The organism is Amycolatopsis sp. cg5, from assembly GCF_041346955.1.
Lineage (GTDB): Bacteria > Actinomycetota > Actinomycetes > Mycobacteriales > Pseudonocardiaceae > Amycolatopsis.
The window spans coordinates 625,405-642,334 of sequence record NZ_CP166849.1 but is presented as its reverse complement, the minus strand read 5'-3'; the positions used below and the strand labels follow the sequence as shown (position 1 = coordinate 642,334).

Genomic DNA, 16,930 nt, shown 5'->3' with positions numbered 1-16,930 from the left:
CATCGCTTCGGGCTCAAGCCATGACGTTGGAGGCCGTTCACCGATGTCCACCACGGCTAGCACCGCCACAGAGGCGGCCGCGAGCGATCGGGCGGGTGCCTCACGCCGTAAGGGAACCTTCTACCGGGGCGACCCCGGTATGTGGTCCTGGGTGCTGCACCGCATCACCGGCGTGCTCACGTTCTTCTTCCTGTTCGTGCACGTGCTCGACACCGCGCTGGTGCGCGTGTCGCCGAACACCTACGACCAGGTCATCGAGACCTACAAGACCCCGATCGTCAACCTCCTCGAGGTCGGCCTCGTCGGCGCGGTGCTCTACCACGCGCTGAACGGCATCAGGGTCATGCTGGTCGACTTCTGGGAAAAGGGCCCGAAGTACCAGAAGCCCATGCTGTGGACCATCGCCGTGATCTGGGTCGCGGTCATGCTGCCCGGCGCGTTCTTCATGATGAAGCGCACCGTCGAGACGCTCTTCGGGGGTAACTGACCATGGCTGACCTCGCACTCGCGAAGCCGCGCACCCCGAAGCGCGCCACCGCGCGCCGCAGCAACTTCGAGCTCTACAGCTGGCTGTTCATGCGCATCTCCGGTCTCGCGCTGATCATTCTGGTGCTCGGCCACCTGCTGATCATGAACATCCTCGACGGCGGCGTGCACCGGATCAACTGGGGCTTCGTCGCCGGGCGCTGGGCGTCCCCGTTCTGGCAGTTCTGGGACCTGTCGATGCTCTGGCTCGCCGAGATCCACGGTGGCAACGGCCTCCGCACGATCATCGACGACTACGCCCGCAAGGACAGCACCCGGTTCTGGCTGAAGATCGTGCTCTACGTCTCGATGGCGCTCATCCTGGCCGTCGGCACCATGGTGATCTTCACGTTCGACCCGAACATCCCGGCCAGCTGACCCCACCACCACGGAGCGTTCCGAAATGCAGTTCCACAAGTACGACGTGGTGATCGTCGGCGCCGGTGGCGCCGGGATGCGCGCGGCCATCGAGTCCGGCCAGCGCGCCCGCACCGCGGTTCTCACCAAGCTCTACCCGACGCGGTCGCACACCGGTGCGGCGCAGGGCGGCATGTGCGCCGCGCTCGCGAACGTCGAAGAGGACAACTGGGAGTGGCACACCTTCGACACGATCAAGGGTGGCGACTACCTGGTCGACCAGGACGCCGCCGAGATCATGGCGAAGGAAGCCATCGACGCGGTGCTCGACCTCGAGAAGATGGGCCTGCCGTTCAACCGCACGCCCGAGGGCAAGATCGACCAGCGCCGCTTCGGCGGGCACACCCGTGACCACGGCAAGGCCGCGGTGCGCCGCGCCTGCTACGCCGCGGACCGCACCGGGCACATGATCCTCCAGACGCTGTACCAAAACTGCGTCAAGCACGGCACCGAGTTCTACAACGAGTTCTACGTGCTGGACCTCGTGCTCACCCCGGACGAGAACGGCAACCCGATCGCCTCTGGCGTCGTCGCCTACGAGCTGGCGACCGGCGAGCTGCACATCTTCCAGGCCAAGTCGATCGTCTTCGCGACCGGCGGCGCGGGCAAGATCTTCAAGACGACGTCGAACGCGCACACCCTCACCGGTGACGGCCTCGGCATCATCTTCCGCAAGGGCCTCCCGCTGGAGGACATGGAGTTCTTCCAGTTCCACCCGACCGGCCTCGCGGGCCTGGGCATCCTGATCTCCGAAGCCGTCCGCGGCGAGGGCGGGATCCTGCGCAACGCCGACGGCGAGCGGTTCATGGAGCGCTACGCGCCGACCATCAAGGACCTCGCGCCGCGTGACATCGTCGCGCGCTCGATGGTGCAGGAAGTGCTGCAGGGCCGCGGTTGTGGCCCGAACAAGGACTACGTGGTGCTGGATGTCACGCACATCCCCGAGGAGACGCTGAACGCGAAGCTCCCGGACATCATGGAGTTCTCGCGGACCTACCTGGGCGTCGACCCGGTCAAGGAGCCGGTGCCGGTATTCCCGACCTGTCACTACGTGATGGGCGGCATCCCCACCAACGTCCACGGCGAAGCCTTGCGCGACAACGAACACGTCATCCCCGGCCTGTTCGCCGCGGGTGAGGTCGCCTGCGTTTCGGTGCACGGCTCCAACCGCCTCGGCACCAACTCCCTGCTCGACATCAACGTGTTCGGCCGCCGCGCCGGCATCGCCGCCGCCGAGTACGCGCTGGCACACGACTTCGTCGAGCTCCCCGAGTCGCCCGCGACGGTCGTCGAGGAGCAGCTCGCGCTGCTGCTTTCCGAGCACGGCGAGGAGCGGGTGGCCGACATCCGCACCGAGCTCCAGCGCACCATGGACTCGCACGCTTCGGTGTACCGCACCGAGGAGACGCTCAAGCAGGCGCTGACCGACGTGCAGGCGCTCAAGCAGCGTTACTCGCGGATCACGGTGGCGGACAAGGGAAAGCGGTACAACACCGACCTCCTCGAGGCCGCCGAGCTCGGCTTCTTGCTTGAATTGGCCGAGGTTCTGGTCGTCGGCGCCCTGGCGCGCAAGGAGTCCCGAGGCGGCCACGCCCGCGAGGACTACCCGAACCGCGACGACACGAACTTCATGCGCCACACCATGGCCTACAAGCAGGGCGAGGGTCTCTCCGCCGACATCCGGCTCGACTACAAGCCGGTCACCTTCACCCGGTACGAACCGATGGAGCGTAAGTACTGATGACCACGGCAACCGAAGCTCCCACGTCGTCGGAAACCGACCACACCCCGATCACGGTCACCCTGAAGATCCTCCGCTTCAACCCGGAGGTCGACGAAGAGCCGCACTGGGAGTCCTACGACGTCCCGGCCCAGCGCACCGACCGCCTGCTCAACCTGCTCTTCTACGTCAAGGACTACATCGACGGAACGTTCTCGTTCCGCCGGTCCTGCGCACACGGTGTGTGCGGCTCCGACGCGATGCAGATCAACGGCATCAACCGCCTGGCCTGCAAGGTCCTCATGAAGGACCTGTTGTCCAAGGACGGCAAGACGGTCATCACCATCGCCCCGATCAAGGGCCTGACGACGTTGAAGGACCTCTACGTCGACATGGACCCGTTCTTCGAGGCCTACCGTTCGGTCAAGCCGTACCTCATCGCCTACGGCAACGAGCCCACCCGCGAGCGCATCCAGTCCCAGGCCGACCGCGACCGCTTCGACGACACCACCAAGTGCATTCTGTGCGCCTGCTGCACCTCGTCCTGCCCGGTCTACTGGAACGACGGGTCCTACTTCGGCCCGGCGGCGATCGTCAACGCCCACCGCTTCATCTTCGACTCCCGCGACGAGGGCGCCGAAGAGCGGCTGGACATCCTGAACGACTCCGAGGGCGTGTGGCGCTGCCGCACCACCTTCAACTGCACGGACGCCTGCCCGCGTGGCATCCAGGTCACCAAGGCGATCCAGGAAGTCAAGCGCGCGCTGCTTTTCAAGCGCGTCTGAGTTTTTACCGCGAAGGGCCCCTTCGGCAAGCCTAGCTTGCCGAAGGGGCCCTTTTCGTGTTTTCGGGCGGGGTTATCCACAGGGGCATTGGAAAAGGCGAGTTATCCACAGTTCGCGTTGATGGGGGTGGTGGATCGGCGTTCGTCGTGGTCACGATGGTGGGCATGACCAATAGGGGGAGATGGGAAGGCCGTCCTGAACTACTCCGAGAACGCAGCAGACTCGGCGTGGTCAGGGCCGCAGACCTCGAAGAAGCCGGAATCCACAGCTCGACGATCTACGACAAATGCCTGCCTGGCGGGCCATGGCAAATACTGCTGCCGGGAATCATTCTCCAGCACAACGGCAAACCGACCCAAGACCAGCGCGCGACCGGCGCCCTGCTTTACACCGGACCGGATGCCATGCTCACCGGAGTGGAGGCCTGCCGCCGTCACGGTCTCAGCCCGGACGAGTTACCCGACGAAATGGGTATTCACGTGCTGAATCCGCATGAAATCAAGGTCAGAAGCGTCGACTACATCACCGTCGAACGAACTCGGCGAGCACCGACCCCGGTCGTCCGCAACAAACTGCTGCTCTCTCCCCTGGTCCGCGCGACCACGGACGCGGTTCGCGGCCTCCGCTCGGTCGACCCGATCCAACGGCTCCTGATCGAAGCCATCCAGCGAGGCCGTTGCGCACCCGAAGCGCTTTTGGCCGAACTCAATATCGGAACCACGCACGGCACGGCGATTCCTCGCCGGCTGCTCAAGGAATGGGCGAACATCCGGTCTGTCGCCGAAGCCCGAGCGAAGGCGCTGAGCCATCGGCTTCCCGTCCCGCCGAGCCATTGGAACGTCCCATTGCACAGTCAAGGGGGCCACTACGTCGGCTGCCCGGACGCTTGGTGGGACGACATCGGGCTGGCCTGGGAAATCGATTCGTTCGAGTTCCATTTCTACCGTGAGGGTTACGCACGAACCCTCACCCGGAACAACCGCTATGCCGCGGCTGGGATCACCGTCGTGCAGACCGTGCCGAGCAGACTCGGGACCGACCCGGCCGGAGTGCTCGCCGAACTGAAAGCCGCCTATGCCGTCGCCGCTTCCCGGGTGCGGCCGGATGTTCGCCTCGGGGCGGCCTGAGCTCTGGGTGAGGGAGGCCCTGACCCACTCGGTCCGAGTGAGGGCCTCCCTCACCCGGATATTCGGGTCAAGGCGTCCCCCACCCGACCCACCCGAGTCAGGGAGGCCCTCACCCGACTTACCCGAGTCAGGGCCTCCCTCACCCAGTTACCCGAGTCAGGGCCTCCCTCACCCAGTTACCCGAGTCAGGGAGGCCCTCACCCAAGCCCAGCAACGACAAAGGCCCCCTTCGGAACACCAAGGTTCCCAAGGGGGCCATCGTCAGAGCAGGGTTACTTCACCGCGTCCAGTGCGTTCACCAGGCCGTGGCCGTAGTAGGAGTTGTTGCTCGCAGGCCCGGTGCACACCGCGTCCGAGCAAGCGACCGGGTCAGCCTGACGCTCCAGCAGCCAGGTCAGCAGCGCAGGCGGAGCGAAGCGGTACTTGCTCGCCAGCAGCGCCGCGACACCGGCGGCGTGCGGGGACGCCATCGAAGTGCCGCACTTGGTGCCGTAGACGCCGCCGAAGACCGAGGAGAGCGGGCAGCCCGCGCCCTGGCCCGCCGGGGGCAGCTGGGCGCGGTCGCCACCGGGGGCGGTGACGTCGGTCTGACCCGCGCCGAAGTTGCTGTACGAGGACTTGGTGCCCGCGTAGCCGACCGCGGAGACCGTCACGACGCCGTCGATGGCCTTGGGCAGGATGCCGCAGGTGGAGTCGACCGGGTGGGGGCGGTTCTCGTCGGTGGTCTGCTTGGTGACGTCGAAGCCGGAGTTGCCTGCGGCCGCGATGTTGAGGACACCGTGGTTGGTCGAGTACGTGACGGCCCGGCGGACGGCCTCGAAGGCGGCGGCGTCGCCTGCCTGCTTGCGGCAGTAGAACATGCCCGGGTCGATGTAGTACGAGTTGTTGGTGACCTCCATGCGGTGCTTGGCGGCCCACATGAAGCCACAGACCGCGGCCTCCGGGAAGATGTAGCCGGCGTCGCTGACGACCTTCACCGAGGCGACCTTGACGCCGGGTGCGATGCCGGTGAACTTGGTCGCGTCGTCCTTGCCCGCGATGGTGCCCGCGACGTGCATGCCGTGGTCCGAGGTCGTCGGGAGCCACGAGGACGGGGTGGTGTCGGGGGCGCCGGAGTTGCAGTTGGCCGACTGCTTGGCGTCGACGGCGTTGGTCAGCGCGGGGTGCTTGGGGTCGATGCCGGAGTCGAGGACGCCGACCGTGACGTTCTTGCTGCCCGGGTTGATCTTGTTCGCCTCGGGTGCGTGGATCGCGCGCATGTCCCACTGCTGCGCGCTGACGTCCGCGGCCGCGACGACCTCGCGGGTCTCCTCGTTCTCCAGCTCCTTGACCATCTCGCGGCGCTGGGCCGCGGCCGCCGAAGTGGGCGGGAAGGCGATTTCGCGGCCGCCGGAGTAGGCGCGGAACTCACCGATCTTGGCCTGGAAGTCGGCGTTGCGCGACGATGCGACCGCGACCCCGATCTCGGCGTAGTACGAGACCCTCGTGCCGCACTTGGCCTTCAGTTCCTTGTCGACCACGAACTGCGGGGTGTGCGGGTTGTAGATGACCACGTAGCTGAAGGCTTCGCTGGTCGTGTCGCACGTGGGCGCGGCCGGTGCGGCGGCGCTCGCGGTCGGCGCCATGCTCGCGGTCAGCGCGAGCACGGTGGCGGCCGGGAGCAGCCATCGACGGATCGGGGACATTCCACCTCCAGTGAACGGGCAGGGCGCGGTTCGGCGCGACGTGCCCAGAGCAGAACCTGATGGCGAGAACGTTAGGCATTCGAAGGACTCAGCACTGTCCCCCATATGGGGTAATACTTACCGATTGGTCGTTTTCTGTCCCCGGAATCCCCGCCAGCCGATCACCCCGATGATGGTGCCGAGCGCGAACGACACCACGGCGAGCACGAAGTGCACGATGAAGTACGCGGTCGGGGAACCGTCGGCGGCCCAGGACCGGTCGCCCGCCCACAGGTTCTTGACGAACGTGATCCAGATGATCCACGACCAGACGCCGAAGGCCAGCAGAAACAGCGAGACGCGACGAGACATGCCCCCGAGTATGCAACTCACCCACCGCCGGTAGTTTGCAAGGGTGCACTCCGCAGTTACCCGGTCGCTCAAGGTTCTCGTTCCTGCCGTGATGTCGGTTTTGCTGACGACTTCACCGGTTTTGGCGGCTCCGCCGTCGACGACAGCGAACGCACCAGCGTCCGGCTGCTCGAACCGGGAAACCCCGCCGCCACCGATCGACACCTCCGAGAAGCCGTTGCCGGGCAAGCAGGCCCCCGCTCCGCTTCCGGTGCCCGCGACGCCGCAGGGCGGCCCGCGCATGGCGGAGTGCGACACGGTCGTCCCGAAGAACGCGCTCAACCCGCCGGAGGTCACGTCGGCGTCCTGGCTGCTGCAGGACCTCGACACCGGCGCCGTGCTCGCCGCGAAGAACCCGCACGCGCGCCAGCGCCCCGCGTCGCTCATCAAGACGCTGCTCGCGCTCGTCGTGGTCACCGAACTCAAGCCCGAACAGGTGATTTCACCGACCAAAGAGGACGCCGAGCAGGAATGCACCTGCGTCGGCATCGTCGCGGGCGGCAAGTACACAGTGGACCAGCTGCTGCACGGGCTGCTGATGCACTCCGGCAACGACGTGGCGCACACCTTCGCCACCGCGCTCGGCGGTGTCGACGCGACGCTGGCGAAGATGAACGCGCTCGCCGCCAAGATCGGCGCGACGGACACCCGTGCGGCCTCACCGTCGGGGCTCGACGCGGCGGGCATGTCGACCTCGGCGTACGACCTGAGTGTCGTCTTCCACTATGCGATGAAGCAGCCGGAGTTCGCGAAAGCCGTCGGCACCAAGGAATTCCAGTGGCCGGCGATGGGCGAGAAGCCGTCGTTCCCGGTGTACAACGACAACAAGCTGCTCGGTGTCTACCCCGGCTTCCTCGGTGGCAAGACCGGCTTCACCGACGACGCGCGGCACACCTACGTCGGCGGCGCGGCCCGCAACGGCAAGCGCATCGCCGTGGTGACCATGCGCGGTGAGCAGCGGCCGACACGCATCGTCGATCAGGCGTCGAAGCTGCTCGACTACGGCTTCGCGCTCGAAGCGTCGAAGGCCGAGCCCGTCGGCCAGATCGTCTACAAGTCGGGCACCAACGGCAAGGCGATCCCCGACCCGCAGGACAACTCGACGCCGAACGCGGCCGTCGCCACGCCCGAGGACCGCTTCGGCATCGTCGGCTGGATCCTGACGCTGGTGGTCGCCCTGATCATCGTCGCGGGCTTCACCATCGGCCATCTTCGCAAGAAAGCCGCAGCTCAGGACTCGTGAGTGGTATGACCGGTTAGAACCGGCATTACCACTCACGAGCCTTTGCGGCCTCTGAGGTAGCCGACAAGCGCTCCGGCCCCGAATGCGGCGGCGGGTACCCCGAAGCTCGGGCGACGCTCCACGGTCACGTTGGGCCGCAGGATGACCGGGCCCGGCGGCGCGACGACCTTGACCTCGTTCTCCGGCGCCGTCGCCGTCCAAGCGGTGACGAACAGCAGGAACCGCGACACCAGGTTCGCGAAGAACAGCAGACCCAGGATCGGCCCGAACAGCACCGTGCTCGGCGACGAGCTCACGAAGCCCAGGTAGATCGTGGTGACCTGCTTCAGCACCTCGAAGCCGACGGCCGCGATCACCGCACCCTTCACCGCGCTGCGGAAGCTGACCTTCTCGCGGGGCAGCCGCGCGATCACCCACATGAACACGAGCATGTTCCCGGCCAGCCCGAGCAGGATCGTCGCCAGCCGCAGCAGGAACACCGCCCAGCCCTCGTTCTCCAGCCCGACGAGCCGCAGCAGCAGACGGCCGACGCCGCTGCCAGCGGCGGTGATGCCGAACGAGAACGCCAGCGCCAGCCCGAGCCCGACGAGCCGCAGCAGGTCCTTCAACGTGGTCGACACCAGCGGCAGCGCCTGCTTCTCCTGGCCCCACTGCGCGGTCAGCGCGTCACGCAGGTTGGTCATCCAGCCGATGCCCGAGTACAACCCGAGCACCAGACCGAAGATCCCGGTGCCGGTGCCCGCCTTCAACGCCGTCGTGACGATCTGGTTCAGGAAGTCGCCGAGCCCGGCGGGCGCCGACTTCGTGATGCCTTCGCGCAGCTGGTCGAGCGCGGCGGTGTCGCCCTGCAGCACCATGCCCGCGATCGAGAAACCCACCATCAGCAACGGGAACAACGACAGCACGCTGAAATACGTGATCGCCGCGGCGTAATGGTTCCCGTAGCGCTCGGTGAACGCGTCGTTCGCGCGGATCAGGTGATCGAGCCACGCGTACTTGCGCCGAAGCCGGGGCAGCAGTTTCTCTTCGCTTTCAGCCACCTGCAAACGGTAAACCAGCGACCGCCCCCGCGCTGATCAGCTGGGCGGCAGGAAACCGATCCGGTCGTACGCCGCGGCCAGCGTCCGCGAAGCCACCTCGCGGGCGCGCTCGGCGCCGCGCGCGAGCACCTTGTCCAGCTCGGCCACATCGTCCATATAGGACTGAACCTGCGCCTGGAACGGCGTGACGAAGTCGACGAGCACCTCGGCGAGGTCCTTCTTGAGGTCGCCGTAGCCCTTGCCCTCGTACGCGGCTTCCAGGTCTGCGATCGTCCGCGACGTCAGCGCCGAGTAGATGGTCAGCAGGTTCGCGACGCCCGCCTTGTTCTCCGCGTCGAAGACGACCTCGCGGCCGGTGTCGGTCATCGCGGACCGGATCTTCTTCGCCGACCGCTTCGGGTCCTCCAGCAGCTCGATCAGGCCGTTGCCGGTCGACGCCGACTTGCTCATCTTCGAGGTCGGGTCCTGCAGGTCGTAGATCTTCGCGGTGCCCTTGACGATGTACGGCTCCGGCACGGTGAACGTCTTGCCGAGCCGCTTGTTGAACCGCTGCGCCAGGTCACGCGTCAGCTCCAGGTGCTGGCGCTGGTCCTCGCCGACCGGCACCGCGTTGGCCTGGTAGAGCAGGATGTCCGCGGCCTGCAGCACCGGGTAGGTGAACAGCCCGACGCTCGCGCGGTCGGTGCCCTGCTTGGTCGCCTTGTCCTTGAACTGCGTCATCCGGCTGGCCTCGCCGAAGCCGGTCTGGCATTCGAGCACCCAGCCGAGCTGCGCGTGCTCGGGCACGTGGCTCTGCACGAACAGCGCGCTGCGATCCGGGTCGACGCCCAGCGCGAGCAGCTGCGCCGCTGAGAGCCGCGTGCGGTGCCGCAGCACCTTCGGGTCCTGCTCGACGGTGATCGCGTGCAGGTCGACCACGCAGTAGTAGGTCTCGTGCGTGTCCTGCAGCGCCACCCACTGCCGGACGGCGCCGAGGTAGTTGCCGAGGTGGAACGAGTCCCCGGTCGGCTGGATCCCGGACAGCACGCGCAGCTTCGTCGTCACGTCTTCAGACACGCGACCGATTCTGTCAGGAACCTCTGACCGCGATGGCAGCGAGGTCGGCGGCCAGCCCGCGCGGCGAGCGTCCGGCCCGCCAGATGACCCGCAGCTCACGCCCGAGGTCGGCACCGGCGACGTCCACGCCGACCAGCGTCCCGGCCGCGAGCTCGGCCGCGACCGTGTGCGCGCTGAGCACCGCCGGCCCGATCCCCTCGATCACCGCGGCCTTGATCGCCGTGGTCGACGACAGCTCCAGCAGCGGCGCGGCCAGGTCCAGCGGCCGGACGGCCAGCTCGAGCGCGCGCCGGGTGCCCGATCCGCGTTCGCGGCTGATCAACGGGGTCGCGGCCAGTTCGGCGACGTTGATCCGGCGGCGCGCCCAGCGATGACCGGGCGCGACGACCAGGCGGAGCTTGTCACGGCCGACGCTGTGCGCTTCGAGCCCGCCGCGCAGATCCGGCCCCTCGGTGAAACCCAGGTCGACCTTGCCGTCGAGCACCATCTCGGCCACCTCGGCGGAGTTGCCGGAACTCAGCGCGACCGCGCTCCCGGCGGGCAGCGCCGCCAGCCACTTCGGCATCAGGTACTCCGCGACCGTCAGGCTCGCCGCGACCCGCAGCTGGGTGTCGCGTTCGGCACGCAGCGCCGCGATGCCCGCCTCCAGATCGGCCGCCGCGTCGACCACCGGCCGCGCCCAGTCGACGACCAGCGCGCCCGCGTTCGTCAGCCGGGAGCCGCGCGGCGATCGGTCGACCAATGCCACGCCGACCTGCGTTTCCAGCTGCCGGAGCCGGGTGCTCGCGGCGGGCTGGGAGATGCCGTGCGCCCGCGCCGCCAGCCCGATGCTGCCCAGCTTGGCGATGGAAAGCAGCAGGTCGAAGCCGGTCAGGTCGGCCACCCTCGTCGGTAAAGCCATAACGGCAGCTTATGAGTTCATCGCGGATCGGTCCCTACCGAGTGCGCGCGGAAGCCACGATCGTGAAGTCATGCTCAAATCCGCGCCCGCACGGCTGGCTCCGAAATGGTTCACCTCGGTCATGGGCACGAGCATCGTCGCGAACGCGGCCGTCACGCTCCCGCTGCACGGGCTGAAGCCGGTCGCCGCCGTCATCTGGGCCGGCGCGGCCGCCTGGCTGCTCGTGCTCTGCTGGAAACTCGTGAAGTCCGGCCCGGCGCCGCTCGATCACTTCTGGGGCGCGCCGCCGATGGCGATGCTGACCATCGGCGCCGGTGCGCTCAACTTCATCGGCGGCACAACGGGTCTGGCCATCGACTGGACACTGTGGACGGCGGGAACCGCGCTCGGGCTGTTCACCACGCTGGCCGTGCCGTACCGCATGATCACCGGCCGGATCGACGCGCGCGAGGTCTCCCCCACCTGGCTGCTGCCGGTCGTCCCGCCGATGGTGTCCGCGACGACCGGCGCCGCACTGGCCGCGCATTTGCCCGACGGGCAAGGAAAACTCGCGCTGGTACTGGCTTGCTACGGCTTCTTCGGCATCAGCCTCTTCGCGACGTTCGCGCTGCTCCCGCAGATCTGGGGACGGCTGATGCGCGGCGGTTTGCCGTCGCCGACGTTGTGGATCGTGCTCGGCCCGCTCGGCCAGTCGACGACCGCGGCGCTCGTGCTCGGCGAGGTCGCGCCTGCGCCGTACGGCAACGCGGCGCGGGCGTTCGGCCTGCTCTACAGCGTGCCGACGTTCGGATTCGCGATGCTCTGGCTGGCACTCGCGATCGCGGTCACGCTGAAGGAGCGGCCGGAGTTCTCGCTGTCCTGGTGGGCTTTCACGTTCCCGCTCGGGACATGCGTCACCGGTGCGAGCGCGCTTTCCGCCCGCACCGGGTCCGCCGTGGTCACCGGCTTCGCGGTGGCCCTCTATGTGCTGCTGGTCGGGCTCTGGCTCAGCGTCGCACGAAAAACGCGTTGGCGTCAGGCCTGAACTGGAAGTAGATCGCGCCGACGAGCAGTGCGATGTTCACCAGCGACAGCAGGCCGTAGAGCGCGCCGAAGAAGCCGATCGCGAAGAAGATGCCGAGCGCGAGCAGGCCGATCAAGCTGAAGAGCAGGACGATGCCGCCGACGACGGTCAGCGTGATCCTGGCCCAGTTCTGGCCCGCCTTCATCTGCAGCACGAAGAAGACCCAGAGGCCGATCAGCAGCAGGTTGAAGATGATGCCGCCGACGTTCGAACCACCGGACGGGAGGCCGCGGGCGACCAGCTCGGAGTTGATCGCGCTGTTCGTCGCGATGCTCAGGATGACGTTCAGCACGGCGAGGCCGGCCGCGACGAACCAGATCTTGACCGACAGGTCGAGCGACTTGGGCACCGGGCCCAGCGCGGCGGGCGCGTGGGGCGGCGGCGGAGGCGCGGCGGGGAATCCGCCACCTGGGGGAGGCTGCTGCGGTTGCTGCTGGCCCCAGTTCTCAGGGCCGGGATTGGTCGACATAGCGCAGGAAGCTACTGCAGACCAATCAGCCAAAACAGACGAAAACCGAAACGTTACCCCCTACTTATCCACGACCGGGTGACCCCGAGCTCCCCCTAGCCGACAAAAGTACTAAACGGTTAAACCGCCCATACTTCCGTAGGTTATTCACCAACCGCAACCGTTCCTAACGTGCTGGGTGACCGGTTCACCCCGCACTGAGGGAGCTCAAATGAAAGCAAGGTCCCTGCTCGCCGGCCTCGCCGTCACAGCGGCGGCGGCTCTTTCGCTGACCGCGCCAGCCGCCGCACAGACCGACATCGTCGGCGGCGGGAACGCGACCCAGGTCTACTCGTTCATGGCCTCGCTGCAGTCGGCCAGTGGCGGTCACTCCTGTGGTGGCTCACTCGTCAAGGCGAACTGGGTGGTCACCGCCAAGCACTGCGGGCAGCCCGCCCAGGTGCGCGTCGGCACCACGAACCGGACCACCGGCGGCACCGTCGCCAAGGTGACCCAGCGCATCGCCCACCCGAGCGCCGACCTCGCGGTGCTCAAGCTCGCCACCTCGGTGCCGCAGGCCCCGGTCGCGATCTCGGCCTCGTCCGGCCCGGTCGGCCAGGCCACCCGGATCATCGGCTGGGGCCAGACCTGCGCACCCGCGGGCGCCTGCGGGTCGCCGACGATCCTGCAGCAGCTCGACACCTCGATCGTCGCCGACACCAAGTGCCTCGGCATCAGCGGCGCCAGCGAGATCTGCACCAACAACCCCGGCGGCAACAAGGGCGCCTGCTACGGCGACTCAGGTGGCCCGCAGGTCAAGCAGGTCAACGGGACCTGGGAGCTGATCGGCGCCACCAGCCGGGCAGGCAACAACTCCAGCACCTGCGCCACCGGCCCGTCGATCTACGTCGACGTGTCGTACTACAAGTCCTGGGTCACCGCCAACACCCCTTGATCCACCCCACCGGCCACGCGGCCTGCGCGGGCCGAGCAACACGGTGAGCGCACCGGGTGGCAGCTCGAACAGCTCCTCGAAGATCCGCACGGCGCGCAGCGAATCGCTGCGCTCCGGGCGGCTTCTTCCGTTGCGCCAGTAGCTCAACGTCGCGACGCTGACGCGCACGCCGCGCTCGGCGAGCCGGTGGCGGACCCGGTCCAGGCTCAGCCCACTCGCGGTGATCGCGGCGTCCAGTGCTCGGGGGAACGCGTTCTGCATGCCTCCCGACACTTCCCGTTGATCACCACGGGAAACAATCAGGGAGCACTACCTACTTGTCACCCGACGTAAGCCGCCAAGTGCTCGCCGGTGAGCGTCGAGCGCTTCGCGACGAGGTCGGCTGGCGTGCCCTCGAAGACGACCTTGCCGCCGTCGTGGCCGGCGCCGGGGCCGAGGTCGATGATCCAGTCCGCGTGCGCCATGACCGCCTGGTGGTGCTCGATGACGATCACCGACTTGCCCGCGTCGACGAGCCGGTCGAGTAGGCCGAGCAGGTGCTCGACGTCGGCCAGATGCAGGCCGGTGGTCGGCTCGTCGAGCACGTAGACGCCCCCCTTCTCGCCCATGTGCGTGGCGAGCTTGAGCCGCTGCCGCTCGCCGCCGGACAGCGTGGTGAGCGGCTGGCCGAGGCTGATGTAGCCGAGCCCGACGTCGGACAGGTGGGTCAGGATCTTGTGCGCCGCCGGGGTTTTCGCCTCACCGGCCGCGAAGAACTCACCCGCCTCGGCGACCGACATGGCGAGCACCTCGCTGATGTCCTTGCCGCCGAGCTTGTACTCCAGCACCTCGGCCTGGAACCGCTTGCCCTCGCACTCCTCGCAGAGCGTGGCGACCGTGGCCATCACGCCGAGGTCGGTGTAGATGACGCCGTTGCCGTTGCACGTCGGGCAGGCACCCTCGGAGTTCGAGCTGAACAGCGCGGGCTTGACGCCGTTGACCTTCGCGAACGCCTTGCGGATCGGCTCCAGCATGCCGGTGTAGGTCGCCGGGTTGCTGCGCCGCGAGCCCCTGATCGCGCCCTGGTCGACCGCGATGACACCGTCCAGCCCGGCGACCGAGCCGTGGATGAGCGAGCTCTTGCCCGACCCTGCCACGCCGGTCACCACGACCAGCACGCCGAGCGGGATGTCGACGTCGACGTTACGCAGGTTGTGCGTGTCGGCACCGCGGATCTGGAGCACCTCGGTGGACTCCCGTACCTCCGGCTTGAGCGAGGCGCGGTCGTCCAGGTGCCGCCCGGTGAGCGTGCCGCTGGACCGCAGTTCGTCGACGGTGCCCTCGAAGACCACCTCGCCGCCCTTGGTGCCCGCGCGCGGGCCGAGGTCGACGACGTGGTCGGCGATCGCGATCGCCTCCGGCTTGTGCTCGACGACGAGCACCGTGTTCCCCTTGTCCCGCAACTGGATCAGCAGGTTGTTCATCCGCTGGATGTCGTGCGGGTGCAGGCCGATGGTCGGCTCGTCGAAGACGTAGGTGACGTCGGTGAGCGCCGACCCGAGGTGCCGGATCATCTTGGTGCGCTGCGCCTCGCCGCCGGACAGCGTGCCCGCCGGGCGGTCGAGGCTGAGGTAGCCGAGGCCGATCTCGACGAACGAGTCGAGCGTGGCCGTCAGGTTCGCCAGCAACGGGGCCACCGACGGCTCCTTCAGGCCGCGTACCCAGTCGGCGAGGTCGCTGATCTGCATCGCGCAGGCGTCGGCGATGCTGATGCGCTTGATCTTCGACGAGCGCGCCAGCTCCGAAAGCCGGGTGCCGTCGCAGTCCGGGCAGATGGTGAACGTGACCACCCGCTCGACGAACGCGCGGATGTGCGGCTGCATCGCCTCGACGTCCTTGGACAGGAACGACTTCTGGATCTGCGGGACCAGGCCCTGGTAGGTCAGGTTGATGCCCTCGACCTTGATCTTCGTCGGTTCCTTGTACAGCAGGTCGGTCAGCTGCTTCTTGGTGAACTTCGCGATCGGCTTGTCGGGGTCGAAGAAGCCGCTGCCCCGGAAGATGCGCCCGTACCAGCCGTCCATGCTGATCCCGGGGATGGTGATCGCGCCCTCGTTGAGCGACTTGGTCTCGTCGTAGATCTGGGTCAGGTCGATGTCGTTGACCCGGCCCCGGCCCTCGCAGCGCGGGCACATGCCACCGGTGATGCTGAAGCTGCGACGCTCCTTCACCTTCTGGCCGGCCTTCTCGATGGTGACCGCGCCCGCGCCGCTGATGGACGCGACGTTGAACGAAAACGCTTGCGGAGAACCGATGTGCGGCTTGCCGATCCGGCTGAACAGGATGCGCAGCATCGCGTTCGCGTCGGTCGCGGTGCCGACCGTCGAATGCGGGTTGGCCCCCATCCGCTGCTGGTCGACGATGATCGCCGTGGTCAGCCCCTCCAGCACGTCGACCTCGGGCCGCGCCAGCGACGGCATGAAGCCCTGCACGAACGAGCTGTAGGTCTCGTTGATCAGCCGCTGCGACTCCGCCGCGATCGTGCTGAACACCAGCGAGCTCTTGCCGGAGCCGGAAACACCCGTGAACACCGTCAGCCTGCGCTTGGGCAGCTCGACACTGACGTCCTTGAGGTTGTTCACGCGCGCGCCCAGCACCCGGATGAGGTCGTGGCTGTCTGCGGCGGGCTTGCTCATCGTTTCTCCATCGGTTCGGAAGCTGCTGGTTACGGCTGCTGCTGGATGCGGATCAGGTTGCCCGCCGGATCACGGAAGGCGCAGTCGCGCACGCCGTACGGCTGGTCGACCGGCTCCTGGACGACTTCGGCGCCCGCCGCCTGCACCTGGTCGAAGACGTCGTCGACGTTCTTCGCGGCCAGGCTGAGGCTGCCGTAGGTGCCCTTGGCCATCATCTCGGTGATGGTCTTGCGCTCGTCGTCGGTGAGCCCGGGGGTGGCCTCCGGCGGGAACAGCACGATGTTGGTGTCCGGCTGACCGGCCGGGCCGACCGTGATCCAGTGCAGTCCCTTGTAGTCGACGTCGTTGCGGACCTCGAAGCCGAGGATGTCGCGGTAGAAGCCCAGCGCGGCGTCGGGGTCGTTCTGGGGAAGGAAGCTGGCGTTGATGGTGATGTCCATGGCGATCACACTAAGTGCGCCCCGAAGACCGCGCTTCTCGATTCCTGATCGGTCTGGTCACCTGCTTGGCGATGCACGCGGGCATGCCTTCCGTCGCGCTCATGGCCTGGTCACGGTAAGTGCTGGGCGGAACACCGACCAGTTCGGCGAAGCGGGTGCTGAAGGTGCCCAGTGACGAGCAGCCGACCTCGAAGCAGACCTCGGTGACGCTGAGATCACCTCGGCGCAGCAGCGCCATCGCGCGCTCGATGCGCCGCGTCATCAGGTAGGAGTACGGCGCCTCGCCGTACGCGCGCTTGAACTCGCGGCTGAGATGCCCGGCCGACATGTGCACGCCGCGCGCGAGCGCTTCGACGTCGAGCGGCTGCGCGTACTCGCGGTCGATCCGATCCCGGACGCGGCGCAGGCGCGCGAGATCGCTGAGTCTGGCCGCGTCAGGACTGCTGCTCACGCGACGATC

At 67.6% G+C, this 16,930-nt stretch carries 17 protein-coding genes; 8 read left to right on the top strand and 9 right to left on the bottom strand.

The features are described from left to right. Positions 1 to 43: 43 nt before the first annotated feature. Genes sdhC through AB5J62_RS03270 form a run of 5 tightly spaced genes read left to right on the top strand, consistent with a single transcriptional unit; the run spans position 44 to position 4,574 of the window. On the top strand, positions 44 to 487 hold the full coding sequence (gene sdhC, locus AB5J62_RS03290; protein WP_370946595.1) for a succinate dehydrogenase, cytochrome b556 subunit: 444 nt from the start codon (positions 44 to 46) through the stop codon (positions 485 to 487). A gap of 2 nt (positions 488 to 489) precedes the next feature. Further along, positions 490 to 903: a succinate dehydrogenase hydrophobic membrane anchor subunit gene (locus AB5J62_RS03285; protein WP_370946594.1), complete on the top strand. Its 414-nt coding sequence runs from the start codon at positions 490 to 492 to the stop codon at positions 901 to 903. Positions 904 to 928: 25 nt separating this feature from the next. Then, positions 929 to 2,683, top strand: coding sequence for a succinate dehydrogenase flavoprotein subunit (gene sdhA, locus AB5J62_RS03280; RefSeq protein WP_370946593.1), 1,755 nt, complete (start codon positions 929 to 931; stop codon positions 2,681 to 2,683). Continuing rightward, a complete protein-coding gene (locus tag AB5J62_RS03275) occupies positions 2,683 to 3,447 on the top strand; it encodes a succinate dehydrogenase iron-sulfur subunit (protein ID WP_370946592.1) in 765 nt (254 codons plus the stop codon). Before sdhA ends, AB5J62_RS03275 begins: the two co-directional genes overlap by 1 nt. A gap of 56 nt (positions 3,448 to 3,503) precedes the next feature. Beyond that, positions 3,504 to 4,574, top strand: coding sequence for a hypothetical protein (locus AB5J62_RS03270; protein ID WP_370946591.1), 1,071 nt, complete (start codon positions 3,504 to 3,506; stop codon positions 4,572 to 4,574). Positions 4,575 to 4,846: 272 nt separating this feature from the next. Here the strand turns inward: AB5J62_RS03270 and AB5J62_RS03265 are convergent, their stop codons facing one another. Together AB5J62_RS03265 and AB5J62_RS03260 are read right to left on the bottom strand one after the other, a co-directional pair. Further along, positions 4,847 to 6,259, bottom strand: a complete 1,413-nt coding sequence (locus AB5J62_RS03265; RefSeq protein ID WP_370946590.1) for a S8 family serine peptidase — start codon at positions 6,257 to 6,259, stop codon at positions 4,847 to 4,849. A gap of 117 nt (positions 6,260 to 6,376) precedes the next feature. Continuing rightward, entirely contained in the window at positions 6,377 to 6,610 is a 234-nt protein-coding gene (locus AB5J62_RS03260; RefSeq protein WP_370946589.1) for an SCO4848 family membrane protein, read from the bottom strand. 43 nt (positions 6,611 to 6,653) lie between these two features. Here AB5J62_RS03260 and AB5J62_RS03255 point away from each other — a divergent pair, with 43 nt between their 5' ends. Continuing rightward, the gene (locus AB5J62_RS03255) at positions 6,654 to 7,892 is read left to right on the top strand and encodes a D-alanyl-D-alanine carboxypeptidase family protein (protein ID WP_370946588.1); all 1,239 of its coding nucleotides are present in this window, start codon (positions 6,654 to 6,656) and stop codon (positions 7,890 to 7,892) included. 32 nt (positions 7,893 to 7,924) lie between these two features. On the opposite strand, the gene AB5J62_RS03250 is transcribed toward AB5J62_RS03255, so the two are convergent. From AB5J62_RS03250 to AB5J62_RS03240, 3 genes are read right to left on the bottom strand one after another with little or no spacing between them, the layout of a single operon-like run. Continuing rightward, on the bottom strand, positions 7,925 to 8,932 hold the full coding sequence (locus tag AB5J62_RS03250) for a YhjD/YihY/BrkB family envelope integrity protein (protein WP_370946587.1): 1,008 nt from the start codon (positions 8,930 to 8,932) through the stop codon (positions 7,925 to 7,927). Between the two features lie 36 nt (positions 8,933 to 8,968). Continuing rightward, the gene (gene trpS / locus AB5J62_RS03245; RefSeq protein WP_370946586.1) at positions 8,969 to 9,988 is read right to left on the bottom strand and encodes a tryptophan--tRNA ligase; all 1,020 of its coding nucleotides are present in this window, start codon (positions 9,986 to 9,988) and stop codon (positions 8,969 to 8,971) included. Positions 9,989 to 10,001: 13 nt separating this feature from the next. Then, positions 10,002 to 10,889 (bottom strand): LysR family transcriptional regulator, encoded by an 888-nt coding sequence (locus AB5J62_RS03240; protein WP_370946585.1) that lies wholly within the window; start codon positions 10,887 to 10,889, stop codon positions 10,002 to 10,004. A 70-nt stretch (positions 10,890 to 10,959) separates the two neighbouring features. Between AB5J62_RS03240 and AB5J62_RS03235 the strand changes: the two genes are divergently transcribed. Further along, a complete protein-coding gene (locus AB5J62_RS03235) occupies positions 10,960 to 11,913 on the top strand; it encodes a TDT family transporter (protein ID WP_370946584.1) in 954 nt (317 codons plus the stop codon). On the opposite strand, the gene AB5J62_RS03230 is transcribed toward AB5J62_RS03235, so the two are convergent. Then, a complete protein-coding gene (locus tag AB5J62_RS03230) occupies positions 11,876 to 12,421 on the bottom strand; it encodes a hypothetical protein (RefSeq protein ID WP_370946583.1) in 546 nt (181 codons plus the stop codon). The two genes, AB5J62_RS03235 and AB5J62_RS03230, sit on opposite strands and share 38 nt — an antisense overlap. Before the next feature lie 211 nt (positions 12,422 to 12,632). On the opposite strand from AB5J62_RS03230, the gene AB5J62_RS03225 reads away from it, so the two are divergent. Next, positions 12,633 to 13,355 carry a trypsin-like serine protease gene (locus tag AB5J62_RS03225; RefSeq protein WP_370946582.1) on the top strand — a complete coding sequence of 241 codons (723 nt, stop codon included), beginning with the start codon at positions 12,633 to 12,635 and terminating at the stop codon, positions 13,353 to 13,355. Between the two features lie 320 nt (positions 13,356 to 13,675). Here AB5J62_RS03225 and AB5J62_RS03220 read toward each other — a convergent pair whose 3' ends face one another. Genes AB5J62_RS03220 through AB5J62_RS03210 form a run of 3 tightly spaced genes read right to left on the bottom strand, consistent with a single transcriptional unit; the run spans position 13,676 to position 16,921 of the window. Next, positions 13,676 to 16,030, bottom strand: a complete 2,355-nt coding sequence (locus tag AB5J62_RS03220) for an ATP-binding cassette domain-containing protein (protein ID WP_370946581.1) — start codon at positions 16,028 to 16,030, stop codon at positions 13,676 to 13,678. A gap of 29 nt (positions 16,031 to 16,059) precedes the next feature. Beyond that, positions 16,060 to 16,470 carry a VOC family protein gene (locus AB5J62_RS03215; RefSeq protein ID WP_370946580.1) on the bottom strand — a complete coding sequence of 137 codons (411 nt, stop codon included), beginning with the start codon at positions 16,468 to 16,470 and terminating at the stop codon, positions 16,060 to 16,062. 10 nt (positions 16,471 to 16,480) lie between these two features. Further along, entirely contained in the window at positions 16,481 to 16,921 is a 441-nt protein-coding gene (locus AB5J62_RS03210; RefSeq protein WP_370946579.1) for a helix-turn-helix transcriptional regulator, read from the bottom strand. Positions 16,922 to 16,930: the final 9 nt, after the last annotated feature.

Excerpts from the sequence above, each read along its gene's own strand:
- sdhC (WP_370946595.1), top strand. The coding sequence starts at position 44 with ATGTCCACCACGGCTAGCACCGCCACAGAGGCGGCCGCGAGCGATCGG.
- AB5J62_RS03285 (WP_370946594.1), top strand. The coding sequence starts at position 490 with ATGGCTGACCTCGCACTCGCGAAGCCGCGCACCCCGAAGCGCGCCACC.
- sdhA (WP_370946593.1), top strand. The coding sequence starts at position 929 with ATGCAGTTCCACAAGTACGACGTGGTGATCGTCGGCGCCGGTGGCGCC.
- AB5J62_RS03275 (WP_370946592.1), top strand. The coding sequence starts at position 2,683 with ATGACCACGGCAACCGAAGCTCCCACGTCGTCGGAAACCGACCACACC.
- AB5J62_RS03265 (WP_370946590.1), bottom strand. The coding sequence starts at position 6,259 with ATGTCCCCGATCCGTCGATGGCTGCTCCCGGCCGCCACCGTGCTCGCG.
- AB5J62_RS03260 (WP_370946589.1), bottom strand. The coding sequence starts at position 6,610 with ATGTCTCGTCGCGTCTCGCTGTTTCTGCTGGCCTTCGGCGTCTGGTCG.
- AB5J62_RS03240 (WP_370946585.1), bottom strand. The coding sequence starts at position 10,889 with ATGGCTTTACCGACGAGGGTGGCCGACCTGACCGGCTTCGACCTGCTG.
- AB5J62_RS03235 (WP_370946584.1), top strand. The coding sequence starts at position 10,960 with ATGCTCAAATCCGCGCCCGCACGGCTGGCTCCGAAATGGTTCACCTCG.
- AB5J62_RS03230 (WP_370946583.1), bottom strand. The coding sequence starts at position 12,421 with ATGTCGACCAATCCCGGCCCTGAGAACTGGGGCCAGCAGCAACCGCAG.
- AB5J62_RS03225 (WP_370946582.1), top strand. The coding sequence starts at position 12,633 with ATGAAAGCAAGGTCCCTGCTCGCCGGCCTCGCCGTCACAGCGGCGGCG.
- AB5J62_RS03220 (WP_370946581.1), bottom strand. The coding sequence starts at position 16,030 with ATGAGCAAGCCCGCCGCAGACAGCCACGACCTCATCCGGGTGCTGGGC.
- AB5J62_RS03215 (WP_370946580.1), bottom strand. The coding sequence starts at position 16,470 with ATGGACATCACCATCAACGCCAGCTTCCTTCCCCAGAACGACCCCGAC.